This window comes from Brevundimonas diminuta (assembly GCF_039673845.1).
GTDB classification, from domain to species: domain Bacteria; phylum Pseudomonadota; class Alphaproteobacteria; order Caulobacterales; family Caulobacteraceae; genus Brevundimonas; species Brevundimonas diminuta_E.
Map to the genome: position 1 here is coordinate 67,618 of NZ_JBDJMK010000005.1, position 26,241 is coordinate 93,858.

The 26,241-nt window shown below is 68.4% G+C and carries 18 protein-coding genes; 3 read left to right on the forward strand and 15 right to left on the reverse strand.

What is annotated here, in order from left to right:
- Nucleotides 1-8: 8 nt before the first annotated feature.
- The 13 genes from ABE454_RS06615 to ABE454_RS06675 form a co-directional block, all read right to left on the reverse strand.
- Nucleotides 9-902 (reverse strand): dioxygenase, encoded by an 894-nt coding sequence (locus ABE454_RS06615; RefSeq protein ID WP_346530268.1) that lies wholly within the window; start codon nucleotides 900-902, stop codon nucleotides 9-11.
- A 36-nt stretch (nucleotides 903-938) separates the two neighbouring features.
- Complete coding sequence (catC, locus tag ABE454_RS06620; protein WP_346530270.1) at nucleotides 939-1,229, reverse strand: muconolactone Delta-isomerase; 291 nt, start codon at nucleotides 1,227-1,229, stop codon at nucleotides 939-941.
- Nucleotides 1,230-1,233: 4 nt separating this feature from the next.
- Nucleotides 1,234-2,400, reverse strand: coding sequence for a muconate/chloromuconate family cycloisomerase (locus ABE454_RS06625; protein WP_346530272.1), 1,167 nt, complete (start codon nucleotides 2,398-2,400; stop codon nucleotides 1,234-1,236).
- Nucleotides 2,401-2,514: 114 nt separating this feature from the next.
- Entirely contained in the window at nucleotides 2,515-4,371 is a 1,857-nt protein-coding gene (locus tag ABE454_RS06630) for an MAG1210 family protein (protein ID WP_430825889.1), read from the reverse strand.
- Nucleotides 4,266-5,006: a LemA family protein gene (locus ABE454_RS06635; RefSeq protein WP_346530276.1), complete on the reverse strand. Its 741-nt coding sequence runs from the start codon at nucleotides 5,004-5,006 to the stop codon at nucleotides 4,266-4,268. Before ABE454_RS06635 ends, ABE454_RS06630 begins: the two co-directional genes overlap by 106 nt.
- Nucleotides 5,007-5,108: 102 nt before the next feature.
- Complete coding sequence (locus ABE454_RS06640) at nucleotides 5,109-6,167, reverse strand: YncE family protein (RefSeq protein ID WP_346530279.1); 1,059 nt, start codon at nucleotides 6,165-6,167, stop codon at nucleotides 5,109-5,111.
- Between the two features lie 104 nt (nucleotides 6,168-6,271).
- On the reverse strand, nucleotides 6,272-7,507 hold the full coding sequence (ubiM, locus tag ABE454_RS06645; RefSeq protein WP_346530282.1) for a 5-demethoxyubiquinol-8 5-hydroxylase UbiM: 1,236 nt from the start codon (nucleotides 7,505-7,507) through the stop codon (nucleotides 6,272-6,274).
- 147 nt (nucleotides 7,508-7,654) lie between these two features.
- On the reverse strand, nucleotides 7,655-10,267 hold the full coding sequence (locus tag ABE454_RS06650; protein ID WP_346530284.1) for a M14 family zinc carboxypeptidase: 2,613 nt from the start codon (nucleotides 10,265-10,267) through the stop codon (nucleotides 7,655-7,657).
- A gap of 26 nt (nucleotides 10,268-10,293) precedes the next feature.
- The gene (locus ABE454_RS06655; protein ID WP_346530287.1) at nucleotides 10,294-12,819 is read right to left on the reverse strand and encodes a TonB-dependent receptor; all 2,526 of its coding nucleotides are present in this window, start codon (nucleotides 12,817-12,819) and stop codon (nucleotides 10,294-10,296) included.
- Between the two features lie 267 nt (nucleotides 12,820-13,086).
- On the reverse strand, nucleotides 13,087-14,364 hold the full coding sequence (locus ABE454_RS06660; RefSeq protein ID WP_346530289.1) for a TolC family protein: 1,278 nt from the start codon (nucleotides 14,362-14,364) through the stop codon (nucleotides 13,087-13,089).
- Nucleotides 14,361-14,660, reverse strand: a complete 300-nt coding sequence (locus tag ABE454_RS06665; RefSeq protein WP_346530292.1) for a DUF3240 family protein — start codon at nucleotides 14,658-14,660, stop codon at nucleotides 14,361-14,363. The genes ABE454_RS06660 and ABE454_RS06665 overlap by 4 nt, the downstream gene beginning before the upstream one ends.
- Complete coding sequence (locus ABE454_RS06670) at nucleotides 14,657-17,728, reverse strand: efflux RND transporter permease subunit (RefSeq protein ID WP_346530295.1); 3,072 nt, start codon at nucleotides 17,726-17,728, stop codon at nucleotides 14,657-14,659. Before ABE454_RS06670 ends, ABE454_RS06665 begins: the two co-directional genes overlap by 4 nt.
- Nucleotide 17,729: 1 nt before the next feature.
- Nucleotides 17,730-18,791, reverse strand: coding sequence for an efflux RND transporter periplasmic adaptor subunit (locus tag ABE454_RS06675; RefSeq protein ID WP_346530297.1), 1,062 nt, complete (start codon nucleotides 18,789-18,791; stop codon nucleotides 17,730-17,732).
- 110 nt (nucleotides 18,792-18,901) lie between these two features.
- On the opposite strand from ABE454_RS06675, the gene ABE454_RS06680 reads away from it, so the two are divergent.
- From ABE454_RS06680 to ABE454_RS06690, 3 genes are all read left to right on the forward strand, one after another.
- Complete coding sequence (locus ABE454_RS06680; RefSeq protein ID WP_346530299.1) at nucleotides 18,902-19,555, forward strand: response regulator transcription factor; 654 nt, start codon at nucleotides 18,902-18,904, stop codon at nucleotides 19,553-19,555.
- A gap of 8 nt (nucleotides 19,556-19,563) precedes the next feature.
- Entirely contained in the window at nucleotides 19,564-20,874 is a 1,311-nt protein-coding gene (locus ABE454_RS06685; protein WP_346530302.1) for an ATP-binding protein, read from the forward strand.
- Between the two features lie 472 nt (nucleotides 20,875-21,346).
- Nucleotides 21,347-22,846: a catalase gene (locus ABE454_RS06690; protein WP_346530305.1), complete on the forward strand. Its 1,500-nt coding sequence runs from the start codon at nucleotides 21,347-21,349 to the stop codon at nucleotides 22,844-22,846.
- A gap of 69 nt (nucleotides 22,847-22,915) precedes the next feature.
- Here the strand turns inward: ABE454_RS06690 and ABE454_RS06695 are convergent, their stop codons facing one another.
- Nucleotides 22,916-23,893: a DUF6607 family protein gene (locus ABE454_RS06695; RefSeq protein WP_346530308.1), complete on the reverse strand. Its 978-nt coding sequence runs from the start codon at nucleotides 23,891-23,893 to the stop codon at nucleotides 22,916-22,918.
- A 35-nt stretch (nucleotides 23,894-23,928) separates the two neighbouring features.
- Nucleotides 23,929-26,220, reverse strand: a complete 2,292-nt coding sequence (locus ABE454_RS06700) for a TonB-dependent hemoglobin/transferrin/lactoferrin family receptor (RefSeq protein WP_346530310.1) — start codon at nucleotides 26,218-26,220, stop codon at nucleotides 23,929-23,931.
- Between the last annotated feature and the right edge of the window lie 21 nt (nucleotides 26,221-26,241).

The window sequence follows — 26,241 nt, forward strand, 5'->3', positions numbered from 1 at the left end:
TCTTTCGATCAGGCCGCCGCGCGGGCGCGGCCGGACAGGCTTTCGTCGGTCTTTTCAGCGGCGCGCTGCAGGGTGAAGTCGAAGGCGACATAGGCGCTGTCGCCCTGACGCTGCGGCACCGGCAGCAGGCCGTCGCGGGTGGCGAAGGCGAAGTCGTCGGCCGCGAACGGATCGTCGCCGAAGTTGATCTGGGTCGTCAGCGAACGATAGCCGGGCGCTTCGACGAAGAAGTGGACGTGGGCCGGGCGGTTGCCGTGGCGACCGACGGCCTTCAGCATCCGGTCGGTCGGGCCGTCCGGCGGCACCGAATAGCCGCTGGGGATCTTGGAGCTGAAATAGTAGCGGCCGTCCGCGCCGATCTTGATGCGGCGGCGGTTGTTGAACGGCGTCTGTTCGCCGGTCGGGTCGAAGTGGGAATAGAAGCCCTTCGAATTGGCGTGCCAGACGTGAAGGATGGCGTCGGCGGGCGCCTCGCCGTCGGGGCCGGTGATGTTGCCGGTCATATACAGGGTGTCGGTGTCATCGGCGTCGTCGGTCAGGTTGACGCTGTCGCCTTCGACCAGCGGCGCGCCTTCGACATACAGGGGGCCTTCGATGGTGCGCGGGGTGCCGCCGGTGCGGCCCGCCTCGGCGTCCTTGGCGTCGAGGAACAGGTCCATGAAGTGCTCAAGACCCGAACCCGGCACGATCAGGCCGAACTCCTGGGCGCCGTCCTGGAAGAATTTGATCGCGCCCCAGAACTCGTTCTCGCTGATGTCGTGCTTGACGATGGTGCGCATCAGGGCCTCGACGACGTCGCGCATGATGGCCTTCAGACGGGGATCGCCGCCCTCGACGGTCATGCCGCTGGCGCGGTCCAGAAGCTGTTGAATCTCGGGCGTGGCGACGAAATCTTCGGTCATGGTCTTCCTCCAGTATGTTCGGCCCTGATGGGCTCTTTAACGATCGTCCTCGTGGATCGATGACGGATGGCGACACAGGGCGGTGACCTGGACGTCCATGTAGGGAAACAGCGGCAGGGTGCTGAGAAGGTCGTGCAGGGTCTGGGCGTCGGCGACGTCGAAGACGCTGACGTTGCTGTAACGCCCCGCCACGCGCCACAGGTGACGCCAGATTCCCTGACGCTGCAGGTCCTGGGCGCGGGCCTTCTCCTCGGCCTTCAGCTTGTCGATTTTGGCCGGGTCGGCGTCGTGCGGGATGCGCACATCCATGGTCACATGAAACAGCATCGGCTTACCCCGCTACCAGTTTGGGCGCAGCGGCCGGGGCGCGCGTGCTCCGGTCGCGCCGGAGCGCCGCAATGGCGTCCTCGTTCAGCTTAAGACCCAGACCCGGCCCGTTCGGCACGGTCAGGCAGCCGTCGGCATAGTGCAGCGGCTCGGCCAGCAGTTCCTCGGTCAGCAGCAGGGGGCCGAACAGTTCGGTGCCGAACTCGATCTCCGGCAGGGTGGAGAACAGCTGGGCCGAGGCGATGGTGCCGACCGGCCCCTCCAGCATGGTGCCGCCGTAAAGGGCCACGCCCGCCGATCGGGCCACGTCCGCCAGTCGTTTGCACGCGGTCAGCCCGCCCGCCTGGGCGATCTTCAGAGCGAAGACATCGGCCGACTGGCTGCACGCCAGGGCATAGCCGCTTTCGGGACCCTGCAGGGCTTCGTCGGCCATGACGGGGACCAGACCCATGGCCGTCAGCCGCGCCAGACCCGCCGTCGCATGGGCGCGGATCGGCTGTTCGATCAGGTCGACGCCCGCCTCGGCCAGCAGCGGCAGGGCGCGCTTGGCGGCGGCTTCGCTCCAGGCCTGATTGACGTCGACGCGGATGCTGGCCCGGTCGCCCAGCGCCAGCTTGATCGCCGCGACGTGGGCGATATCTTCCTGCACCGGACGCTTGCCGATTTTCAGTTTGAAGGCGGTGTGGCGGCCCGACGCCAGCATGACCTCGGCCTCGGCGATGTCGCGGGCGGTGTCGCCGCTGGCTAGCGTCCACAGCACCGGCAGGCGGTCGTGAACGCGCCCGCCCAGAAGCTCGCTGACCGGCACGCCCAGACGCTTGCCCTGAATGTCCAGCAGGGCCGTCTCGACGGCGTTCTTGGCGAAGCGGTTGTCGATGATCGAGCGGCGCAGGCGCTCCATAATCATGGCCGGGCGGGTGGTGTCAGCGCCGATCAGCAGGGGGGCGAAATAGGTGTCGATCGCCAGCTTGACGCCTTCGGGGCTTTCCCCGCCGTAGTTCAGGCCGCCGATTGTGGTGCCTTCGCCGACGCCTTCGACGCCGTCGGCGCAATAGAGCCGCACCAGGACCACGGTCTGCGACTGCATGGTGGCGACCGACAGGACGTGCGGCCGGATCGTCGGCACGTCGAGGACGATCGCCTCCACCCGTTCAATCGCTGATCCCTGCACCCTGTCGCCTCCGCCTGTTTTCGTTGAAACAGACCTTAGGCGCCGCATCTCATGATCTAAAATGCCGTTTTGTTCGGCGTTAATGCCGAAAAGGCATCAAGAGCGCTTCCACCTTCAGTTCAGCAGAGCCGCGAAGATCGAGCGGCGGGCGATGGCGTTTTCGGGGGACAGGCCGTGTCGGGCGAAGTGACTGCGCCAGCGCGGCGCTGCTGTCTGTTCAGACGCGGCTTCATTCGTGGCGGGTTCTGATGGGGCGGGCGGAGCGTCTTCGCACACCAGGATATCTGAGGTGCGGTCGACCGCGATATATTCGACCCAGTGCACGGGCACCTGGTGGGTGTAGCCGTCATCGCCGCGCACGGAGATGTGGTCGACCCGGTTGACGCCCCGGAAGCCGTGGGCCGTGACCTGGACCTTCTGGGCGCCGTCCTCGTCGCCGTGGCTGGCGGTCTTCAGGACGTTGCGGGTGATGCTGTCGGGGTGGCTGAAGCGTCCCTCGCCCATGTAGTTGGCGATGGCTTCATGCTCCCAGAAACACGAGCCCTGGATGACGCCCGCATAGATGTCCTCGGCCGGGCGGTGCTGCTGGTAAAGCGGGATGGCGAGGATGGGGGCGAAGCTGAAGTAGAAGGCCTTGAACAGGTCATTGTGATAGGCGTTGAAGTGCGCCCGCGCCGCCGTCAGGTCGTAGAAGCGGAAGCTCTCGGGCGCGGCGCTGATGTCCATGCCGGTCAGGTGTTTCGGCTCGACGGCGTTGATTTTCTGCAGCTTGGTGAAGACGAAATTGTCGCCGAAGCCGACGGCCTTGTCTTTCAGGATCTTCACCATCTCCTGCTGGGCCAGGGGGGTGAACAGCATGCGGAACTGGACTTCGTGATCGCGGTCGCCCGCCGCGAAGAGGGCGTCGAACTCGCGGTTGGCCATGGGCGTGAAGCCTGAGCCGGAAGCCAGTTTGCGGGCCTTGGCTTCCAGCTTCTTGATCGCCTGGTTCTTGCGCCATTTGTTGATGACGCCATCATCCAGCCCAGACAGGGATGAGGGCTGGCGGCTGAAGCTGAGGTCCGGCGCCGCGTGGTTGCCGTAGATCAGGATCGACTCGGTGTCATAGTCGGGGAAGGGCTTGTTGACCGACGCCCGCAGGGTCTGTGAGCGCGACACCGTGCTCCAGCGGCCGTTGGAATCGCGCACCTGTTCGGTCCAGTGGATCGTCAGGCTGCCGTTGTAGGTCTTGGACCCGATCCAGTGGTTCAGGGTCTGGGCCAGGATGAAGGGGTTGCCGCTGACGACGCCGGTGTGGGCGAACATCACCGAGCGGCTGTTGTTGAAGGCGTCGTTCCAGCCGTAGGACTGGCGCAGGCTGTTCAGCCGGGCGTGGGTGAAATAAGGGTCCAGTTCGACGCGGGGAAAGGTCTTGCTGACCAGTCGCGAGAAGATGTCCCAGTCGAACAGGCTGTTCAGCCCGGCCATCTGACCCCAGGCCAGGGCCTCTTTTTCGGCGCGCGCCTCGGCCAGGGCCTGGGTGCGGTTGTTCCCGGCCTTGATGATGGGGTTCAGCTTGGCGAAGACGGCGACCAGCAGGGCGCCCGCGCCGGCCAGCCAGGCCGGATGCTGGCGATAGGCCATGAACAGGGTCGCCGCCACGCCGATGAAGACCACAACGCGCAGCAGCTTCCACCAGCGGGTGCTGGCGCCCGAGGCCTTGCCCTGCTGTTCAAGGTCGCGGATTTCCTGAACCGTCTTGGCGTTGGCCGCCTCATCCACGCGCGAGGTGCGAACCAGGTCTTCGAAGAAGTCGGCCGTGTGCTTCTGGTGGGCGTCCTTCAGGCTGGCCTGATAGTGGTCGAGCGGTTCGTGGACGTCTTCGGTCAGAAGAAGGTCTCCCGCGCGGCGGCCTTGGTCTCGGCGCTGGCCGTGAAGGGGATGCGGGTGGTGTAGCGGTTGCGCGCGGCCACGATCTGCTTGGTCGGCCAGGCGAAGATGTCCTGGTTCCAGATCGCCACCGTGTCATTGTACAGGGCGCGCGCGGCGGTGATTTCCTTTTGCAGATAGCTGTTCTGCTGCATGGCGTCGGCGATGGCGGCGTGGGCCTTCAGGTCGGGATAGGCCTCGAAGGCGACGTTGATGCGCGACAGGACGCTGTCCATCTGGGCCGAGGCGGCGTTGCGCTGGGCGTCCGTGGCGTTGGCGCCGCTGCGCAGGGCGGCGACGCTCTTCATCACGTCCTTGTCCAGATCGACCGCCGTGTTCAACAGGCCGACGACGTTGTTCAGGATGATGACCCGCTGTTCCAGATAGTTGTCGATCTGTGAGGCGTCGGCCTGAATCTTCTGCTGCAGCTTGCGCAGATAGGCCAGGGCGTTGATCTTCATGAACAGGAAGATCAGACCGGGCAGGGCGCCCACGGCCGCAGCCGCCAGCCCCTTGGGCGCGGGGACCAGACCCATGGCCGTGGCGGCCAGGGCGACGGCGGGAATGGCGACCCACAGGGCGATCTCGAAGATCGTGGAGCCGACGCCGACCGTCACCGGAATCTGCTTTTCGATGACGTTGATGTCCCGGCCCGTCTGATTGACCGAGCCGGTGACTTCGTCGAGTTCATTGCCCATGAAGGCCCCCTTGGAATGACGCCGTCATGTCTGGCCTGCGGCGGATTTTGTCAATGCGCCGCAGCGGTTGTGGGGCGCGATCCGGCCGCGCCCGCGTCGGATTCAGTCCAGCGGAATGCGCAGGACGCTCTCGACCTTGCTGGCGGCGTAGTCGGCGGTGAAGGGGGTCTTCACCGTGGCGTAGAGCGTCCGGCCGTCGGCGCCCAGACACAGGCTGTTGGGATAGGGGCCTGCCCGCACCGTGCGTTTCAGGGCGTGGGTGTCGGCGTCCCAGGTCGAGATCACGCCGCGCTCGCGGTGCGAGATGTAGAGTTCGCGCCGTTCGGGGTGCAGCAGTATGCCCATGGACTCGCCCGCCTCGGGCAGTTCGCCCAGATTCCGGCCGGTGTCGGGATCAAGGATCAGCACTGTCTTCAGCCGCGAATGGTCGGTGATGTAGAGGCGGTTCCGCTCGACATCCAGCGCCAGGTTCAGCCACAGGGCCTGGGCGTCTCCGGCCGGACGGAAGCGCTGGCGCACCTCGCCCGAGGCCGGGTCGATGATCAGCACCTCGCTGTCGCCGTTCAGGGCGTAAAGGTCGCCGGTGCGCGGGTGCAGCATCAGGCCGGTCACCCATTTGCCGACGTTGCGGATGGTGTGGCTCAGTTGCAGGGTCCGGGCGTCGACGGCCCAGATGACGGCCGGATCGCCGATGCCGCCGACATAGAGCAGGTCGCGTTCGGCGTCGTAGATGACTTCGCGCGGGCCGAAGCGCTGGCCGTCGGCGCCGACGTCCTGAAAGTCCAGGCGGCCGATGACCGTGTCGTCGTCCAGATTGAAGCCGGTCAGGCTCTGGTCGCGCGGATTGGTCGAATACAGGCGGTCGCCCGCCGCATTCAGCATCAGGCCGAAATTGCCCCGGTCGGTGTGGATGGCGCCGACCGGCTCCAGCGTCTCGGGATCCAGCCGGTAGATCACCCCGCCTTTCACCCCGCTGATGGCCAGGGCGGAGGCGACATAGACGGCGCCGTCGCGTGGGTTGCACCGCACCTCATAGACGCCGTGCGACAGCTCCCGATAGAGCACGCCGTGGTCGAGGACGGCGCCGTTGACCGACGGTTCGGGCGGCAGGGGCGGGCGCCGGTCGGCGAGGGCGGAAGCGGGCCGGTTCGGGGTGGACATGCGGCGACCTTGGGCAGGGGAGGGGCGCGGAACGCGACCGGATGATCCTGTCCAATTTATTGAGAAGGAGTATCAATTGCAAACGCAGTCTTGCGTTTTTCGCCTCAGAACCGCACCGGCCGCGCGCCGCCGTCGGTCAGCATGGCGCTGACGGCGTGGCGGAAGGGGGGCAGCTTCTGCGCCGTCTTCAGCACCGCCTTGCGCAGCGCCCGGGCGGGCAGGCGCTCGTCTGAAAACAGGCGGGCGATGGCGTTGGTTTCGGCATAGAGGGGCAGGGCGTCGCGCCTGTGCCCGGCCTCAAAGGCGGCCAGATGACTGGCGTCGCCGATCGGGCGGCCGCGCGCATGGGCTTTCAGCACCTGACGGGCCAGCCGGTCCTGACCTTTCAGGCCCAGGTTGAAGCCGTGGGCCGTCACAGGATTCATGCCGACGGCGGCGTCGCCGATCAGGGCGAACCCCTCGCCCGCGAAACGGCGGCTCCAGGTCACGGTCAGGGGATAGAGGTGGCGCGGGCTGATGACCCGGATCGCCCCGAGGCGGCCCCGGGCGCGCCGGTTCAGTTCGGCCTCGAAGACGGCGTCGGACGCCTGGGCCAGATCTTCGGCGGCGGCGGTCGGCAGGGTCAGCACGATGGACGAACGAAACCCGTCCGCGTCCGGGTTCAGGGGCAGGAAGGCCAGGGTCTGACCGTGGTCGAAACATTCGGCGGCCACGTGGTCGTGGTCGCGGTCGTGGCGGACCCGGCAGACGATCATCGAGCGGCCCAGCGGGTGAAGGTCCGCGCCGACGCCCAGCTGCGTCCGCACGGTGGAGAAGCGGGAATCCGCTGCGACCAGCAGGCCCGCCGTCAGGGCGGTTCCGTCATCCAGACGAAGCGCGGCGCCGCCGGGCTGTCGCTGTGTTCCGGGGCGGATGCGGGCCTGAACGATGCGCCGTCCGGCGCGGATGTCGACGCCGGGCTGATCGACGGTCAGGCGATAAAGGGCTTCACGGATGCGGTGGTTGGGGACCAGCACGCCCAGACGCCCGCCGCTGCGATCCTGCGGCTCGAACTGAAGGGCGTGGGGGGCGGTTCCGTTCGTCACCTGCGCCTGCCGCAGGTCGGAGATGTCGGCCGGATCCAGCCGGTCGCGCACGCCCAACTCGGTCAGGATCGCCATCGAACGGTGGGTCAGGGCGATCTCGCGCCCGTCGAAGGCGGGGGCCGCCAGCGCCTCTTCGGGCTGGGGATCGACGATCAATATGCTGAGGCCGGACCCCTTCAGCGACCGGGCGAAGGCCAGACCGACCGGGCCTGCGCCCGCGATGACGATGTCGTGGTGCAGGGGGGCGTCGGTCATGGTTCAGCGTCTCCTGACCGCTACCGGCGCGGTCGACGGGCGCTGGAGGATACGCCCGCCTCCGGCTCGAACCGGAAGCGGGCATATTAGGACGCTGGACAAGCGAATGATAGCCAGTCGCAGGTTTGAGGCCTGCGCCGCTTCGCCTCAGCGGCGGCCGGAACCGCCCAGATGGTTGGACAGGAACAGGGCGTTGATCAGCAGCCGCTCGGTCCCCAGCCAGTATTTGCGGTGCGCCGGGTCATCGGCGAACAGGACGACATTGCCCGCCCCGACCGGGTTCACCTGCGCCCAGACCGAACCGGCCGAACGGGCGCGCAGGGCCTCGGGCAGATAGCCGTTGACCTGGGGCCGCTCGTCGATCCGCACGACGTTGGCGAAGGGATCGGCCACGGGCGTCAGGACGACGTCCGTCTCCTTGTTCACGAACAGGTCGCGGCGCGACAGGCCGAAGGCCAGCGGGTGGCTGATGTCGGCGTCGGCCGAAAGGGCGTTGCCCGCCGTGCGTTGTTCCCCCTGAACGGCGCCGCGATCGGCATAGTCGCGGCGTTCGACCTCGGTCTTCTTCTTATCCTCTTCAGACGCGGCCTTGGGGGCGAGGCCGTTGTCGGCCGCCCAGCGTGCGGCGCTGCCGAACACGACCAGCGAGCCGCCCGCCCGCACCCAGGCCTTCAGCGCCTCGACCGTCGGCTGGCCCAGTTGGTCATAGCGCCCGCCCGACAGGACGATGCTGTCATAATCGCCCAGCGGGACGCGGCCCAGTTGCGACGGGTCCAGCCGCGTCGCTGGATAGTTCAGCCGCTCGCTGAGGGCGAACCAGGTCGCGCCGATCTCGGTCGCGTTGACGCCCTCGCCCATGATCAGGGCGATGCGCGGCGCGCGCACCACTTTCACATTGTCGCTGCCCAGATCGACGCCGGCGACGCTCGCGCCGGTCGAGACGGCGTGGGCGACCACGCCTGCCTCACGCGCGGCGGTGTCGACGGCGGCGCGCAGGGCGGCGGCGTCCAGCGGCTGGCCCGCCGCAGTGACGACGAGGGAGCCGCGCCCGAAGGCGCTGTCGCCCGCCGCCGTCCTTGCGGTCAGCGGCTCGAACGCGGCGCGGACGCGCACGTCCTGACGCAGCAGGGCGGCCAGAACGCGCGGTGCGTTCAGATCGCGCCAGTCGACGACATAGGCATAAGCGCCTTCAGGTCCGCTGACGCCGCCGCTTGCGGCGGGGGCTTCGGTCACGGCGGACCCGTGGGCGGGGACGCGGCGCAGGCCGTCGCTCTTCAGCCCATAGGCCAGGGCGACCGAATAGGAGGTGCTGCCGTAGACGCTGCCCTTTGTCGGCGGCGTCCGGTCGAAGATGGAGTGCACCAGCCGGAACTGCGGCTGGGCCGAGGGCACGACATAGGCGCTGCCCGGCTCATACACGCGGCCGTTCTGCGTCACCCGCTCGGTCAGCGGATGGACCTGGATGTGGTGAGCCAGCAGCAGGTCCAGCGTCTGGCGCGTCAGGCCCGGATCGGCCGCGTCGCCGAAGACGAAGGCCTGGCTGGAATGGCGCCGCCCCTGCTCGACGGCCGAACGGAAGAAGTCGCGCTGGAAGGCCTGCAGCCCGGCGCGCTCGGCGACGGCGCCGCGGATGGTGGCCAGTCCGACGTTGGTCTGGTTGCGGATGGTGAAGGGGAAGGTCAGGGGGCCGTTGGCCGTGTCCTGCACCAGACCGCGCGAACTGGCCTGTTCGACCGTCACCCCGACCCCGCCGTGGAAGTCGGGATAGGTCGAGCCATAGACCGGCGAGAAGTTGTCGAACGTCTCGCGCGTGTAATAGAGCGAGCCGAGGCTATCCAGCGCCTGGGCGTGATACTTGGCCAGCGTCACGTTCCACTCATAGCTGGCGCGCGGCAGCAGGGGGCTTTCCATGCTGGCGGGCGAGGGCTCGAAATAATAGGTGCTGCCCGCGCCCATTTCGTGGAAGTCGATCTGGATGTTGGGGCGCCAGCGGTGGAAGGCCTCCAGCTTGGCGCGCGTCTCCTTCTGCGTCACCGCCAGCCAGTCGCGGTTCAGGTCGGTGAAATAGTGGTTGATGCGCCCGGCGGGCCAGGCCTCGACGTGCTCCTTGTCCTGCGGGTCCGAGACGGCGGGCTGGTTCTTCCAGGCGTTGTGCCAGTTGGCGGCGCGGTCGCGGCCGTCGGGGTTCTGGGACGGGTCGATGACGACCACGGCCTTGTCCAGCCAGTCCAGCACCTCGGGCGAGCGCCCGGCCGCGAGGTAGTAGGCGGTCAGCAGGGCCGCCTCGCCGCTGGACGTCTCATTGCCGTGGACGCTGTAGAACAGGCCGACGACCACCGGGGCGTCGGCCGTGGCGGCCGGGCCGCCGGGATCGCCCGCCGCGATATGGGCGCGCTGGATCTGGTCGATCCGGCCCTGATTGGCGCCCGAGGTGATGACCACGGACAGCAGGGGCCGCTCTTCATAGCTGCGGCCGATCTCCTCGACCGTGACCCGGTCCGACAGGCGGGCCAGTTCGCGCAGATAGTCCACGATGCGGTCGTGGCGCGTGTAGTGCGTGCCGATCGGATAGCCGAGGAAGGCTTCGGGCGTCGGAATGGCGGGGTCGAAATCTCCCGCCGCCGCCTGTGGGAAGAAATAGCCGCTCTGGGCCAGGGCCGGGGCGGGCGCCGTCAGGGCGACGCCGCCCAGCAGGATCGCCGCCGCCGCGCCGCCGGTCAGCAGACGGCGCAGGGGTGAACGGGCGTGTTGAACGCTCATGGTGTCAGGTCTCGATACGAAAGGGATCAGAAGCGGACATCGAAGCCGACGCGGAAATAGCGCCCGCGCAGATCGTACTGGCCGAAGTCATAGGGGGCGCGCACGCCGGGGAAGGAGGCGTCATGCGGCGGCGCCTCGTCCAGCAGGTTCTCGATCTTGGCGTAGAGGGTCACGCGCTCCAGCCCGGACCACGCCGCATAGAGATCGAACTGGTGATAGGCGTCGACGCGTTTCTGCCCGGCGACTTCGGGGACCTGATCGTAGCCCGAGGTGTAATACCAGGCCAGATTGGCGTCGAAGACATCGCGGTTCCACGCCAGCCGCGTCGTCGCCTTGTGCGCCGGCAGGGTCGAGCCGCGGTTCGATCCAGCATAGTCCAGCAACGGCCCGCCCGCTGCGTTCGGCCGCTTGTACTCCAGCAGGTGCGTATAGGCGCTGGAGGCGGTGAACGTCCCCCATCCCTCGGTGCGCCAGCGCTGGCTGAAGTCCACGTCGAAGCCCGACGTCTCCAGCGCCGTCAGGTTGCGGTAGCGGTTGTAGACGGCCTGCAGCTTGCCGCGCGCGTCGCGGATGACGTCGGCGGGGTCGTTCGTCTGGACGATGGCGGTGGTGTTTCCCGTGCCGATCAGATTGTCGAGCTTGATCTGATACCAGTCGATGCTCAGCGCCGTGTCGCGCGTCGGGGTGAAGACGAAGCCCAGATTGTAGGATCGGGTCTTTTCCGGTTCCAGATTGGTGTTGCCGACGGTGAAGAAGGTCGGGCTCTGACGCGAGTTGGGCAGGTCAGGATCATAGGGGTCGATGACCGAGCCGTAGGAGATCATGGTCGAGGCCGAGTTCTCCGACAGCGACGGCGCCCGGAACCCGCGTGAGGCCGAGGCCCGCAGCGCCAGCCAGTCCAGCGGCTTCCACCGCACGCCCGCCTTGGGCGAGAAGGCGCTGCCGAAGTCGCTGTATTCATCGGCTCGCGCGGCGACCTGAACGTCGAGGTTGCTCAGGACCGGAATGTTGAACTCGGCATAGGCGGCCCAGACGTCGCGCTTGCCGTCGACGGCGGCGATGGCGGGGCGGATCTGCAGCCCGGCGTCGATCTGCCACGGATTGGTCGAGACGAGGCTTTCGTGGCGGAATTCGACCCCGGCGGCATAGCCGATCTGACCGGCGGGCAGGTTGAACAGCTCGCCCGAGATCTTGAAGTCGGCCCCATAGAGGCGCGACTCCGCCGGACGCAGGGTCGACAGGCGGATGCCGTCCAGCACGGCCTGCGGCGTGGCGCCCGGATCGTGCAGGTTCAGCGTGCCGTCAGCCAGGGCGTCGGCCAGGTTCCAGCGATGGGCGAAACCGCCCGACACCGTCTCGCGCTCATCGCTGCCCGAGGCGAAGACGGCGGCCTCCCAGTCGAAGCGGTCATGGCGGCCGCGCACGCCGCCCAGCGCGCGATAGGACTTGGACTCATTGGTCTTCAGCGTCCGGCCCAGATCGAAGAAGGTGTATTCGATCGGCGTGGCGACGCCGTAGGGATTATAAGGATTATTGGCGGGCAGCAGGTTGGACACCGGCTCGGCCAGCCCGGTCTGGGCGTTCAGCGCGAACCGCCCGCCCTCCAGCGTGAAGAAGGGGCTGGAGCCGAACAGGGATGCGCCCTCGACGTAGGAATAGAGCACCTCGCCGAAGGCCTCGATCTGCGGCGTCAGACGCTTCGTGCCGAACAGATAGGCCTGATAGCGGTCGGTCGAGGGGATCAGCGTCGTGTGCGGCGCCAGATTGATGGCGCAGGTGTCGCCGGACAGGCCGTCGATCGGGGCGCTGGCGGTCAGCACCATGCCCTCGGGGCACTGGCCCTGGGCGTTGAGGAAGGGCACGGACTTGCCGTCAACCAGGAAGCGCGCCCCCTTGGCCGACCAGCCGTTCCAGCGGCCGCCGGGCAGGTCGGTGTAGACGCCGCTCTTGGTCAGGTCGCGCTGGTCCTGATCCAGACGGTTGCGGGTATAAGCCTCCAGCGACAGCAGGATGTTGTAGCCGTCCGTCTCCAGATCGCCGTGGCCGGCGACCAGTTTGGCGGTCGAGGTCTCCAGTCCGCCCTGACCGGCGACGCCATAGCTGGCGCCGAACTCCAGACCCTGGAAGTTCTGGCGGGTGATGATGTTGGTGACGCCCGCCACCGCGTCCGAGCCATAGACGGCCGAGGCGCCGTCCTTCAGCACTTCCAGCCGCTGGGTCGCCACCATCGGCAGGGCGTTCAGGTTGACGAAGGTGTCCGACAGACCGCCGCCGGGGAAGCCGTAGTTGGCCACGCGCCGTCCGTTCAGCAGCACCAGGGTGTTCTTCTGGGACAGGCCGCGCAGGCCGATGCCCGCCGCGCCGGACGACCAGCCGCTGTTCTGCGTCTCGTTCGAGCCGTTGCCGGTGTTGGCCGAGATCGAGCGCAGCAGGTCCGCCGTCGTCGACTTGCCCGAGCTTTCCAGTTCCTCGCGCCCGATCACCTGAACCGGGTTGAAGCCTTCGGTATTGGCCTTGCGGATGTTGGACCCGGTGACGACGACGTCGGACACGGAGTGGGCCGTTAGATTTTCAGAGTCCTGAACCTGCCCCTGAGCCTGGGCGGCGCCGCACGCCCCGGCCGCGGAAAGAAAGGCGAGAACGGTCAGGGAGGGCCGTAACATGATGATGCTGCACCGCAATAAAAGTCACAAATGGGCGCGCAATAAGGCACGGTGCGGCGGCGTCTCTAATGTAGAATTTCTCCACTTAGGGTCAGAAACAGTGACGCTTGTTCAAAGACCGTCGACATCCTCCGCAAACGGATCAGAGGGCGGGCATCACTGGGGCCACAGAAGCCCGGCGCGGATGGAAAGGGCGGCGGTGAGGGCGCGGGCGGCGGCGCGGGCGTCGATCTCCAGACGGCGGGCCTCATTGGCCTGACGCTCGGCATAGAGGCGGTCGGTCAGGTCGATGGCGCCCAGGGCCTGACCCCGCGCCGACAGGGCGGCGCTGCGTTCGGCGCGGCTGACGGCCTCATGCCCGGCGCGCCAGCTGGCGAGGCGGGCGCGCAGTTCGGCGACGTCGGCGTTGGCGGCGGCGATGACCTCGCGCTCGGTCAGCAGGCGCTCGGACAGGGCGGCCGAGGCCGAGGCGGTCGCCTGATCGGCCAGGGCGCGGCGATGGCCGCCGCCCAGCGGGATGGAGACGGTCACGCCCGCCCCCTGTTCGTCGCCGCCGCGCTCGCTGAACAGACGCAGGCCCACGCTGGGGTCGGCGTATCGGTCGGCGCGGGCGCGCCGGGCCAGAACCGCTTCACGCTCGGCCTCACGCGCGGCGGCGGCGGTCTCCAGACTGCGGTCGATGATGAGGGTCTGAAGCATGCGGATGTCGTCGGAATTCATCGCCGGATCGGACAGGCGCGGGGCCTCGTCCGGCAGCGGCATTTCGGGAAAGCGCCCGGCCAGCAGCAGGCGGGCGCGGTCGTGCTCGGCCTGTGCGTCCTGCATCTGCGCCTCGGCCATAGCGAGGGCGACGCCTGCCTGTTCCAGCTCAAGTTCGGCGGCGTCGCGCAGTTCGACGCGGCGGCGGGTGGCCTGGGCCACGGCGGTCTGGGTCTGGACCAGTTCGGCGGCGTTGCGCTGCACCTCGGCGGCGCGCAGCCAGTCATACCACAGGGCGGCCAGCGACAGGGCCGCGTCGCGGCGCGCCAGCGCCAGCCGGTCGCCCGCCGCCTCCAGCCCCAGATCGCCCGCCTGACGGTCCAGCGCCGCCTTGCCCGGCAGGCGGAAGCTGCGCGACAGGCCGGTCTCGAACTCGTTGAAGCCGCCCTCCCCGTGGATGTCGCGACGACCGGCGGCGCCCTCCAGCGTGATTTCATGGGGGCCGCGACGCAGGGCCTCGGCCTCGGCGCGGGCCATGCCGACGCGGGCGCGAGAGGCGGCGACGCCGGGATGGTCGGCCAGCGCCTGCCGGGCCATGGCCTCGGGCGGCAGGTCGGATGCGGGCGAGGCGACGGCCGCTTCAACCGGCGCAGGGGCGGTCGGCAGCGGCGCTGTTGTGCTCATGGGGGCGCTCATGGCGGCGACTTGGGCGGCGATCAGAACGGCGAGACTCATGCCAGACGGCCTCCGGCCAGAACGGGGGTGACGCGCCAGCGCAGCGGCTGGCGTCTTCTGAGGCCGCTCAGGGCCTCGATCAGGGCGTCGAGGGCGGCCTCGTCCATCTCGACCTCAAGGGCCATGCGGCTGAGGCTGCCGGACACGCGCTCGCCGTTGCGGGCGTCGCCGAAGTCGCGGCCCAGAACCTCTTCGCGCCGCATATGGACGGGAGCGGCGGCGCCGTCGCGCAGCAACTGGCCCACCAGATCGGCGTCTCCGGGCGCGCAGAAACAGGTCAGGACGATGCGGCTCATGCCTGCGCCTCCTCACGGCTTTCGCCGAACCGCTCGTAAAGAATGGGCAGCAGCACCAGCGTCAGCAGGGTCGAGGTGATCAGGCCGCCGATGACGACGATGGCCAGCGGCTTCTGGATCTCGGACCCCGGCCCGGTGGCGAACAGCAGGGGCACCAGACCGCAGGCGGCGATGCTGGCGGTCATGATGACGGGACGGAAGCGCCGCGCCGCGCCGATGCGCACGGCCTCGGCCAGCGGCGTTCCCTCCTCGCGCAGCTGGCGGAAATAGACCACCAGCACCAGACCGTTCAGCACGGCGATGCCCAGCAGGGCGATGAAGCCGACCGAGGCCGGGACCGACAGATACTGCCCCGTCGCCCACAGGGAGATCATCCCCCCCACCGCCGCGAACGGGATGTTGGCCAGGATCAGCGCCGAGGCGCGCAGCGACTTCAGCGTGGCGTAAAGGACGAAGAAGATCAGCAGCAGGGCCGCCGGGATCACCATCATCAGCCGGGCCGAGGCGCGCTGCTGGTTCTCGAACTGACCGCCCCAGACCAGACGGTAGCCGGCCGGAACCTCGACCTTTTCGGCCACGCGGGCGCGGGCGTCGTCGACATAGCCGACCAGATCCCGGCCCGAGACGAAGGCCTGCACAAGGGCGTAGCGCGAGCCGTCTTCGTGGTCGATGCGGATCGGGCCTTCGGTGCGGTTGATGTGGGCCAGATCGCTGACGCGGGCCAACTGTCCGGTCGGGGTCATCAGCTGCATGTCCGAGAAGCGCCCGGCGTCCTGACGGATGGTCTCGTCGCCGCGGATGACGACGGGGATGCGCTTCTGTCCCTCGGCCACCACGCCTGCGGACAGGCCCTCCAGCTGGGCGCGCAGGGTGTCCTGCAGCGTCTCGACCGGCATTCCGGCGCGTCCGGCGGCGGCGCGGTCGATGTCCAACTGCAGATAATCGACCGTGTCATTGGCCACGGTGGTCACCTCGGCGGCGCCGGGGGTGTCGTGCAGGGCGCTCTGGACCTTGCCCGCCAGATCCGACAGCACGGCCAGATCGGGGCCGAAGATCTTGACCACCAGATCGCCGCGCGCCCCGGTCAGCATCTCGGCGACGCGCATCTCGATCGGCTGGGTGAAGGTGACGTCCAGACCGGGCATGGCCTCCAGCGCACGGCGCATTTCCTCGACGACGAACTCGCGGTCGCCGCGCCATTCCTTGGCGGGCTTCAGGGTGACGAACAGGTCGGACTCGTTCAGACCCATCGGGTCCAGACCCAGTTCATCGGTGCCGGTGCGCGAGATGACGCCGCTGACCTCGGGCACCTGACGCATCAGTTCGGCCTCGATGCGGTTGGTCAGGGCGAGGGAGCGGTCAAGGCCGATGGTCGGCAGCTTGGCCGCCTGAATGACCACGGCGCCTTCGTCCATCGTCGGCATGAAGGCCTTGCCCACCGCTGTATAGGCCAGCGCCGCCAGCGCCAGCCCCAGCCCGGCGACGCCATAGACCAGCTTCTTGCGCGCAAAGGCGCCGTTCAGCAGGCGGGCGTAGAGCGGGTTCAGCCGACGCATGATCCACGGCTCGCCGTGGGCGCCGCCCTTCAGCCCCATGGAGGCCAGCACGGGCACCAGCGTCAGCGCCAGCAGCAGCGATCCGGCCAGGGCGAAGGTGATGGTCAGGGCGACGGGGGCGAACAGCTTGCCCTCCAGCCCTTCCAGCGACAGCAGCGGCAGGAAGACCAGGGCGATGATGGCGATGCCCGCCGACACCGGCACGATCACCTCGGCCGTGGCGCGGAAGACGATGTTCAGGCGCGGCGTGTCGTTCGATTTGGCGTGGTTCAGGCGCTCGACGATGTTCTCGACCACCACGACGGCGCCGTCGACCAATATGCCGATGGCGATGGCCAGCCCGCCCAGACTCATCAGATTGGCCGACAGCCCGGCCGAGCCCATGAACAGGAAGGTGGACAGGGCCGCCATCGGCAGGGTCGCCGCCACAATGGCCGCCGCACGCCAGTCGCCCAGAAACAGGATCAGCAGGATGACCACCAGAACGGTGGCCTCCAGCAGGGCCTTCTGCACCGTGCTGACGGCGCGATTGATCAGGTCGGAACGGTCATAGAAGATATCCAGTCGCGTGCCCTTGGGCAGGCTGGCCTCAAGCTCGGTCAGGCGTTCGCGGGCGCCCTCGACCACCTGACGGGCGTCGGCCCCGCGCAGGGCGATGACCAGACCCTGAACCGCCTCGCCGTCGCCGTGGGCGGTGACGCCGCCGTAGCGGGTGATCGAGCCGACGCCGACGCTGGCCACATCGGCCAGACGCACGATGCGCCCCTCGCGCGCTGTGACCACGACCTGCTCCAGATCGGCGGCGTCGCGCACGGCGCCGACCGCGCGCACGATCAGCGTCTCTTCGCCCATGGCCAGCCGTCCGGCGCCGTCGTTGCGGTTGCCGCGCTCGATCGCCTCGCGCAGGTCGTCGACGCTCAGGCGGGCGGCGGCCAGCGCCACCGGATCGGGCCGCACCTCAAAGGTCCGCACATGACCGCCCAGGGCGTTCACATCGGCCACGCCCGGCACGGTGCGCAGGGCCGGGCGGATGGTCCAGTCCAGCAGCTCGCGCTTTTCCGACAGGGACAGCGGCCCCTCGATGGTGAACATGAGCATGTCGGACAGGGGGGTGGCGATCGGCGCCATGCCGCCCTCGACCCCCGGCGGCAGTTCGGCCATCACGCCCGCCAGCCGCTCGCCCACCTGTTGACGCGCCCAGTAGATGTCGGTCCCGTCGTGGAAGTCGATGGTGATGTCGGCGATGGCGTATTTGGCCATGGAGCGCAGGACCGACTGGTTCGGCAGGCCCAGCATCTCCATCTCGATGGGGGCGATGACGCGGGTCTCGACCTCTTCGGGCGTCATGCCCGGCGCCTTCAGGATGATCTTGACCTGGGTCTGGGAGATGTCGGGATAGGCGTCCACCGGCAGGCGCGAATAGGCCCAGGCCCCCGCGGCGGCCAGCACCGCCGTCAGGGCCAGGATCAGCAGCCGATAGGACAGCGACCAGGCGACGAGCGCGCGCAGCATTTCAGTTCTGTCCCGCGATGGATTTCAGCTCGCTGACGCCGCGCACGGCGACGGCCTCGCCCGCCGCGACGCCCGTGCGGATGACGGTCAGGCCGTCGGCGCCGGTCGCCGTATCCACCTTGCGTATGACGACGCCCTGAGCCGTTCGCACGAAGACGGACGGCTGGCCGTCCAGCATGACCATGGCCGGGGTCGGCACGGTCACGGCGGTCCCCTCGGTCGGTCCCATGACCACGACGGAGGTCGCGCGGCCGGACAGCACGCCCTCGGCCGCCGGGATTTTGGCCCGTAGCAGGGCCGAACGGGTTTGTGGATCCAGCGCCGCGCCGACGCTGGTGATCTGGCCGCGCACGCCGTCGGGCAGCACCACGGCCATGCCCGGCCGCACCTGGCCGACCATGCGCTCGGGCAGTTGGGCGGTCAGCTCATACTGGTTGGCGGCGTCGATGACATAGGCGGCCGTGGCGCCGTCGACGGGACTGCCCGTCTCGATCGAAGCCGTGGCGACGCGGCCTGCGATCGGCGCCTTCAGCGTATAGGTCCCCTGTGCGGGCGAGCCGTTGACCAGTTGCAGCACGCGGCGCTGTTCGGCCAGTTCGGCCTCGGCCTCGCGCAGTGCGGCGCGGGCCTCGTCGGCGCGGGCGCCGGCGATGACGCCCTCGGCGGCCAGCTGTTGCAGACGACGGTTGTTGGCGCGCGCCATCTCCACGCGGGCGGAGGCCTGTTCGCGCGCGGCGCCCAGGGTGAAGAGTTCACGTGCGGCGATGACGGCCAGCGCCTGTCCGGCGCGCACCTGATCGCCCTCGACCACCAGGGTGCGGGTGACGACGCCGGGCATGATGGCGGCGACGGCGACGCGGGCGTTCGGCGGCGGCGCCACCGTGGCCGGGATGGAGCCGAGGGGGGCCTCGGTCGCGGCCTGCGCCGTCTCGAACCCTATGCCCAGACCGGTGATCTGTTCGGCGCTGAGGGGAAGGACGCCCCTGGCCTCAGCGGCGGCCGGGGCCGGGTCTTCAGGAGCCTGAGCCTTGTCGCCGCTGCAGGCGCCCAGCAGCCAGACCAAGGCAAGCGCCGACGCGCAGGTCGCCCGATGTATCATTTTCACGCCCCCGGTAATGAACCGGAGCGATAACTATTGGCCTAAGCTGTCAAAATGCTGCCAATGGGCGCCTTATGCGAATTCTTCTCATTGAGGACGAAGTCAGGCTGGCCGAGCGGACGGTCGCCAACCTCGCCCGGCATGGCGTCATCTGCGAATGGGTGCCTCAGGCCGAGGACGCCCTGGGCTTTGTCGCCGACGGCTTTCAGGTTCTGGTGGTGGACATCGGCCTGCCGGGGATGTCGGGACTGGAGTTCGTGCGCAGCATCCGCCGCTCAGGCGTGGCGACGCCGGTGCTGATCCTGACGGCGCGCGGCAGCTGGCGTGAAAAGGTCGATGGACTGAACGCGGGCGCCGACGACTTCATCGTCAAGCCGGTCCGCATCGAAGAGCTGATCGCCCGTCTTCATGCGCTGGCGCGCCGCGCGTCGGGACACAGCGCCACGCGGTTGAGCGTGGGCGCGCTGGCGCTGGACCCGGCCGATGGTCAGGCCTGGCGTGACGGCGAGCCGCTGGCCCTGACCGGCAATGAGTTCCGCCTGTTGCAGCTGCTGCTCTATAATCCGGGGCGGACCCTGTCGCGGCAGGCCATCATGGACGGCCTCTATCGGCTGGACGCCGACCGGGACGCCAATACGGTCGAGGTTCTGGTCGGCCGCCTGCGACGCAAGATCGGTCGCGATCAGATCGAGACCGTCCGGGGCTTCGGCTACAGGCTGATCGCGTGAGGCGGCGCATGATCCGCAGCCTGCGTCTGCGTTTGATCCTTGCAGCGGCGGTCGCCGTGATTCTGGCCATGGTGATGGCCGGGCTGTTCATGGCCAACCTGTATCGCGTCCACACGACCGAGCGGTTCCGCAGCGAACTGGATCACCACCACGACGAACTGGTCATCCTGATCCGGCGCGACGGACTGAAGGCGGCGCAGGACCACCAGCCCCTGTCCGACCCTCTGTTCAATGTGCCGGGGTCGGGCCTCTACTGGCAGATCGAGCCGGCCGGTTGGGCGCCGCTGATGTCGCCCTCGCTGGAGGGGCGGCCCCTGCGGGCCGACCGGGAAAGTCCGCTGTGGGGCGATGCGCGGCGGGGCGACGACATCCTGCTGCAACGCAGCGTCTGGACGCCGCTGGGGCCGGAGGCGCCCGCCCTTGTCACCATCGCGTCCAGCCATGAACTGTTGCAGGAGCAGATTGTCGCCTTTCACCGCGATCTGGTCGCCTCCATCGTCGTGACCGCCGTGCTGCTGCTGATCGGGGCGACGGTGCTGGTGTGGTTCGGCCTGCTGCCGGTGCTGCGTCTGGGCGATGAGGTCGAACGGTTGAGGCGCGGGCGGATCACGCGACTGTCGCTGGATGCGCCGACCGAGTTCACGCCTCTGGTCCAGCGGCTGAACGCCGTGCTGGACGGTCAGGCCCAGGTGGTGGCGCGCGCCCGAACCGAGTCCGGCGCCCTGGCCCACCATCTGCGCACGCCGCTGGCCCTGATCGCGGGCGAGGCCGAACAGCTGCGCCTGTCCGGGGATGCGGGGTCGGCCGAATTCCTGCTGGAACAGTGCGAGGCCATGCGGCGGCACATGGACTATCATCTGGCGCGCGCCGCCGCCGCCGGGACGCGCGACAGCAGCGCCGTCACCCGCGCCGCGCCTCTGGTCGAAGAAATCCTCGTCGCCCTGCGGCGGCTGCATGCGGACAAGGGGCTGGTTATCCGCTCAGAGACGCCGCCCGACTGCGTTCTGCCCTGCGACAGCGGCGATCTGGCCGAGATCGTCTCCAACCTGGTCGATAACGCCTGCAAATGGGCGACGGGCGCCGTGATCGTGGCTGGAACGGAAAACGGGCTGGAGGTCCGCGACGATGGGCCGGGCATTCCCGAGCATCAGCGCAGCGCCGTCTTCAACGTCGGCATGAGGCTGGACCCGTCCCGGCCCGGCGCAGGGCTGGGTCTGGCGGCCGTCCGCGACCTGCTGCACCTCTATGAGGCGCGTCTTGAACTGGGGGATGCGCCCGAAGGCGGCCTGAAGGCGCGGATCGTGTTTCCGGCGCCGTGAGCGGATCGCTCCGCATAGCGATGGTTTGCCGAATCCGTGTCGCCTGATCTTGGCGGGATCGTAGTCAAAGCGTGCGCTGACCTTTGCGAACCCCGCCTAGACTCGGCTTGATCGCAGACAGGGGGCGACAGGATGAAGTTCGGGATTGCGCCACGCGCCATTGCGCCTTTGATCATCGGGGCCACGGCCCTGGCGGCGGCTGCCTTGATCAGCATTTTTCCTGAGCCGGCTGAGGCTCAGGCTCGGGGCCGGACGCCGGTTCCGCAGGCGATGCTGACGACAGCGATGGGCGACAGCGCCGCCCAAGCCTGAAGGTCGGGCCTGAAGGTCGCACCGGGCCTCGCCGCCTTTTCTCCTGACGGTAGTTTGAACGGTTCGGCGGATTGCTCAGGTTGCGTTTTCGCGTCGCCCGGCCATTTCATGGTGCAGGCCCGACCGTAACCCAGGCGCCGGGCGATACAGGAGGCAGGCGATGAACCCGCAGAATTCAGGCTCCACCCCCAACTCTACGACTGGCGCAGGCGCTCCGGCGGTCAGCGATCGTAACTCGCTGACGATCGGGCCGGACGGGCCGATCGTGCTGCACGATGTGCATTTTCTGGAGCAGATGGCGCACTTCAACCGCGAGAAGGTTCCCGAGCGCCAGCCCCACGCCAAGGGCTCCGGCGCCTTCGGCGTGTTCGAGACGACGCACGACGTCTCGGCCTATACCAAGGCCTCCCTGTTCCAGCCGGGCGCGAAGACCGAAATGCTGGCCCGCTTCTCGACCGTGGCGGGCGAGCAGGGCAGCCCGGACACCTGGCGCGACGTGCGCGGCTTCTCGCTGAAATTCTATACGGACGAAGGCAACTACGACCTGGTGGGCAACAACACCCCGGTCTTCTTCGTGCGCGATCCGATGAAGTTCCCGCACTTCATCCGCAGCCAGAAGCGACTGCCGGATTCAGGCCTGCGCGACAATCACATGCAGTGGGACTTCTGGACCAACAACCCCGAGACGGCGCATCAGGTGACCTATCTGATGGGCGAACGGGGCCTGCCGCGCACCTGGCGTCAGATGAACGGCTATGGGTCGCACACCTATATGTGGGTCAACGCCGCGGGCGAGAAGTTCTGGGTCAAATACCACTTCCATACCCGTCAGGGCATGGCCTTCTTCTCGAACGACGAGGCCTCGGCCCAGTCGGGCGCCGACGCCGACTTCCACCGCCGCGACCTGTTCGACGCCATCAAGCGTGGCGAGCATCCGGTCTGGGACATGTCGGTCCAGGTCATGCCCTATGCCGAGGCGGCGACCTATCGCATCAATCCGTTCGACCTGACCAAGACCTGGTCGCACAGGGACTATCCGCTGATCCCGGTCGGGGTGATGACGCTGAACCGCAACCCCGAGAACTTCTTCGCCCAGATCGAACAGGCGGCCTTTTCGCCCGGCAACACCGTGCCCGGCATCGGCCTGTCGCCGGACAAGATGCTGCTGGGGCGGGCCTTCGCCTATAACGACGCCCAGCGGAACCGCATCGGCACCAACTTCCACCAGCTGCCGGTGAACCAGCCCAAAGTTCCGGTGAATACCTATATGTTCGACGGGCAGATGGCCTATCACCACTCAGGCGCCCAGCCGGTCTATGTGCCCAACAGCGGCGGCCGCACCTGGTCGGATGAGACGGGGCCGGTGGCCGACGGCTGGGAGGCGGACGGCGAAATGGTCCGCAGCGCCTATACCCTGCACGCCGAGGACGACGACTTCACTCAGCCGGGCATACTGGTGCGTGAGGTGTTCAACGACGACCAGCGCGCCAGACTGGTCGATCAGGTGGCGGGCAGTCTGATGGACGGGGTGCGCTCGCCGGTGCTGGAGCGGGCCTTCGACTACTGGAAGAGCATCGACCCGGATGTCGGCGCCCGCATCGAAGCCGAGGTCCGTTCAGGCTCTGCGCCCAAGCCGGCCGAGGGCATGGGCGAGCACTGAGGTCTGAGGGTTACGTCCTGAACTGAAAAAACGCCCCCGTTCCGTGGCCGGAGCGGGGGCGTTGCTGCATCAGCGGGCGTTCGCCTCGATCAGGGCGCGGGCCTGGGCGACGGCCGCCTCAGTGGTCAGTTCGCCGGCGTGGATCTTGTCGGCCAGCGTCATCAGGGGCGGGGCGGTGATGGCGCCGGTTTCGGCCTCTTCCTCGACATGGACGCCGCCGTCGCGGGCGATCACGGCGTCCCAGGCGTCGCGCACGGCGGCCCAGTAGGTCTTGGTCGACGCCCAGTAGTCGTCGCCCGCCTTGGGCGAGAAGGCGGTGGAGGCGTCATAGCTGTTGATGACGTCTTCCTGCACCACGGCGACCGGCTCGCCGCCGTCCCGGCCCGACAGCTTCAGATTGTCCTGAATATGGACCCAGCCGTCATGCTTCAGGATGTGGCGGTTGGTGCCCAGATAGCGGTCATAGATCGGGTTGCGCGTCGCATCGCGACGGGCCAGCGGCCGCCACGTCGGGTTGGAGGTCCAGGCGCGCAGGCCGTTGTCGTAGCTCCAGCGGCCGACGCCGCCATAGCGCGGGGAATCGTCCGTCTGCCACACGGTCTGGGACCAGGCGCCTTCACGCTCGGCGGCGGGCACGGGCGAGGTGCGCCAGGTGTTGTCGCCGACATAGGTCAGGACGCTCTGCGGCTGATAGGTCCAGTCCTGGCGCCAGTGTTTGACGACGATGCTCTTGCCGCCGTGCTCCATGACCAGGATGTGCTGCAGGCTGATGCGGTCGCCGTGGTCATAGACGACGCGGACGATTTCGGTGCCGCTGGACAGCTGCTCTTCCAGCGGGTCGTAGTTCGCGACGAAGCTGACGTTCTCGCGCATGTCGAAGTGGACGCGGAACTCGCCCGCCTGGGCCAGGATGGACTGGCGGTCGCGCTCGAACTGCGGGCTGCGGGCGGGCGCAGCGGCCTGCGCCGTCTGGGCGGAGGCCGCCGTGGCGACGGCGGCGGGCGCCGCCCCGGTCAACAGGGCGGCGGCGATCAGGATGGCGCGCATGGAAGGCTCCTTGGCGATAGGCAGGGTCTTGGGGGTCACAGGCGCACGCTCAGGGAGACGCCGACGTTGCGGCCCGGCTGGGTGAAGGCGTCCAGGGTTCCGGGGCTGGCGCCGACGGCGGGACGGCTCAGGCCGCGCACATCGCTCCACCAGGCGTATTTCTCGTCGAAGACGTTGAAGACGCCCGCGCGCACCGTGGCCCGCTCGGTCACGTTCCAGAAGGCGGTGACGTCCAGCAGGGTGAAGCGCTCGCCCGGCCAGCACAGGCCGCCGCCGCACTCATGGTTCGACTTGCGGTCCGACCATGTGACGGTGGCGCTGCCGCCCCAGACGCCCGACGGCGCGGCGTAGTTCAGCCCGCCGACCAGCTTGATCGGATCGACGCTGGTCAGGGCGCCGCGCTTGCCGTCCGTCTCCTGATCGCCGTCGGCGAAGGAGGCGGCCACGATGGTCGAGAAGCCGTTATCCCAGTGGATGTCGCCGCGCGCCTCCAGACCCCAGATCTTCACCGTGGTCCGGTTGACGTATTGATAGATCAGCGGATCGACGCCCGGCACGCCGGTTCCGCGCACCACCACCTGATCGATGAAGTCGTCGTATTCGGTGCGGAAGGCGGTGGCCTGAAGCGACAGGTTTCCGCCGAACAGGTCCAGATTCCGGAAGCGGAAGCCGCCCTCGATGCTCTCGCTGGTTTCGGGCTTCAGGTCCGGGTTGGGGATGGACTCATAGCCGTACAGCGGGTTGGCGAAGAAGTTGTTCACCTGCATCGGCGAGGGCGCCTTGAAGCCCTGGGCGTAGTTGGCGAAGACGCCGAAGTGGTCGTCGGCCCAGTAGATGGCGCCGATCTTGGGCGACAGATGGCCGTCGCTCTGCTTTTCGGCGGCGGCGGGGAACAGGGCGTCCTTCTTGGGCGTCAGCTCATACCAGTCGTAGCGCAGGGCCGGGATGATGCTGAGGCGGCCGCCCATCAGGTCGATCTCGTCCTGGATGAACAGGCCTGCCAGATCGAAGGTGGTCTTGGGGAAGGGCCGTGTCGGGAAGGTTTCGCCCGCCGGGGGGACGGTGCCGTCGCGGACGCCTTCCTGGGTCGTGCGCGACCAGTCGGCGCCGAAGGTGACGCGGTGGCGCATGCCGTCGCCGCCGAACGACTTCGACCCTTGCGCGGCCAGGCCCCAGACGGCGTTGTCGAAGGTCACGTCGCGCGTGCGGTCGCCCGAGGCGGTGACCGGCGGGGCGGCGCCGACGATGGTGGTGATGTCGCGGTCTTCAAAGGTGAACTGGCGGGTGGTCGCCTCCTGCCAGAAGCCGGTGATCGAGCCGTTGTCCAGATTCAGGAAGTCGTTGAAGCGCCAGTCCAGGCTGACGCGGTCGCGCTGGGTCTCGTCCTCGGCCAGGACCTGATTGACGGTGGTGATGGTGGTGCGGCCGCCCATCGTCATGGTGCTGGTCCCGCGCGTGCTCAGGGCGTCGCCGCTCATGTCCTGATCGAAGTGGTCGTAGGTCAGGCGCACGGTGTGGTTGGGCGCAGCGTCCCACACCAGCTTGGCCAGCACGGCGTTGGAGGCGAAGTCCTGCGGGTTCGGCTTGTTGCGGGCCGCGCCCATGCCGCCCGTTTCGGCCATGTTTTCCGTCTCATTGGCGTCGCGGCGGGTGTAGGCCAGCAGGCCCGACAGGGCGCCGCTGCGACCGGCCAGGGCCAGACCCTCGGTCCAGCCGTCATCGGCCGAGTTGTAGCCGACGCGGGCGCGGGCGCCGAAGTTGCGGCCCGCCTCGATGAAGTCCGCCGGGTCTTTCGAGGTGAAGCTGACGGCGCCCGCCACCCCGTCCGAACCATACAGGGCCGAGGCCGGGCCGCGCAGGATCTCGACCGATTTGACCAGATCCAGATCATTATAGCCGCCGCGTCCCACCGCCTGGGCGCCGAAGGTGAAGCCGTCGGGCACCCGCACCCCGTCCTGAACGATCAGCACCCGGTTGCCGCCCATGCCGCGGATGGTGAAGCCCGAATTGCCGTCGCGCCCGGCGCCGGACAGGGCGGCCGAGAAGCGGGCGGGGCTGGTCGGGACGCTGACGCCCGGCTCGAACCGGATCAGGTCCTTGATGTCGGTGACGAGGTTGGTCTCGATATCCTTGGCGGTGATGACGCTGATGCTGGCGGGCACCTCGTCGACGCGGCGCTCGGTGCGGGTGCCGACGACAGTGACCGGGGCCACGCGCACCGGCTCGTTGAGGTCCGGGGAGCCTTCGTCCGCATGCGCGACGCCCGGCGCAGGCAGCGCGATGAGCAGAGCGGAAAAACCGGCGGAAAGCATGAGAAGCGAGCGCATTTTACGGGCCCCGTTTGAAAC

Bases quoted from the DNA above. Each gene is read 5' to 3' on its own strand.
- ABE454_RS06695 (WP_346530308.1), bottom strand. From the start codon at position 23,893: ATGCGCGCCATCCTGATCGCCGCCGCCCTGTTGACCGGGGCGGCGCCC.
- ABE454_RS06665 (WP_346530292.1), bottom strand. From the start codon at position 14,660: ATGAGCCGCATCGTCCTGACCTGTTTCTGCGCGCCCGGAGACGCCGAT.
- catC (WP_346530270.1), bottom strand. From the start codon at position 1,229: ATGCTGTTTCATGTGACCATGGATGTGCGCATCCCGCACGACGCCGAC.
- ABE454_RS06685 (WP_346530302.1), top strand. From the start codon at position 19,564: ATGATCCGCAGCCTGCGTCTGCGTTTGATCCTTGCAGCGGCGGTCGCC.
- ABE454_RS06635 (WP_346530276.1), bottom strand. From the start codon at position 5,006: ATGGGCAATGAACTCGACGAAGTCACCGGCTCGGTCAATCAGACGGGC.
- ABE454_RS06690 (WP_346530305.1), top strand. From the start codon at position 21,347: ATGAACCCGCAGAATTCAGGCTCCACCCCCAACTCTACGACTGGCGCA.
- ABE454_RS06660 (WP_346530289.1), bottom strand. From the start codon at position 14,364: ATGAGTCTCGCCGTTCTGATCGCCGCCCAAGTCGCCGCCATGAGCGCC.
- ABE454_RS06700 (WP_346530310.1), bottom strand. From the start codon at position 26,220: ATGCGCTCGCTTCTCATGCTTTCCGCCGGTTTTTCCGCTCTGCTCATC.
- ABE454_RS06670 (WP_346530295.1), bottom strand. From the start codon at position 17,728: ATGCTGCGCGCGCTCGTCGCCTGGTCGCTGTCCTATCGGCTGCTGATC.
- ABE454_RS06640 (WP_346530279.1), bottom strand. From the start codon at position 6,167: ATGTCCACCCCGAACCGGCCCGCTTCCGCCCTCGCCGACCGGCGCCCG.
- ABE454_RS06680 (WP_346530299.1), top strand. From the start codon at position 18,902: ATGCGAATTCTTCTCATTGAGGACGAAGTCAGGCTGGCCGAGCGGACG.
- ABE454_RS06650 (WP_346530284.1), bottom strand. From the start codon at position 10,267: ATGAGCGTTCAACACGCCCGTTCACCCCTGCGCCGTCTGCTGACCGGC.
- ABE454_RS06615 (WP_346530268.1), bottom strand. From the start codon at position 902: ATGACCGAAGATTTCGTCGCCACGCCCGAGATTCAACAGCTTCTGGAC.
- ubiM (WP_346530282.1), bottom strand. From the start codon at position 7,507: ATGACCGACGCCCCCCTGCACCACGACATCGTCATCGCGGGCGCAGGC.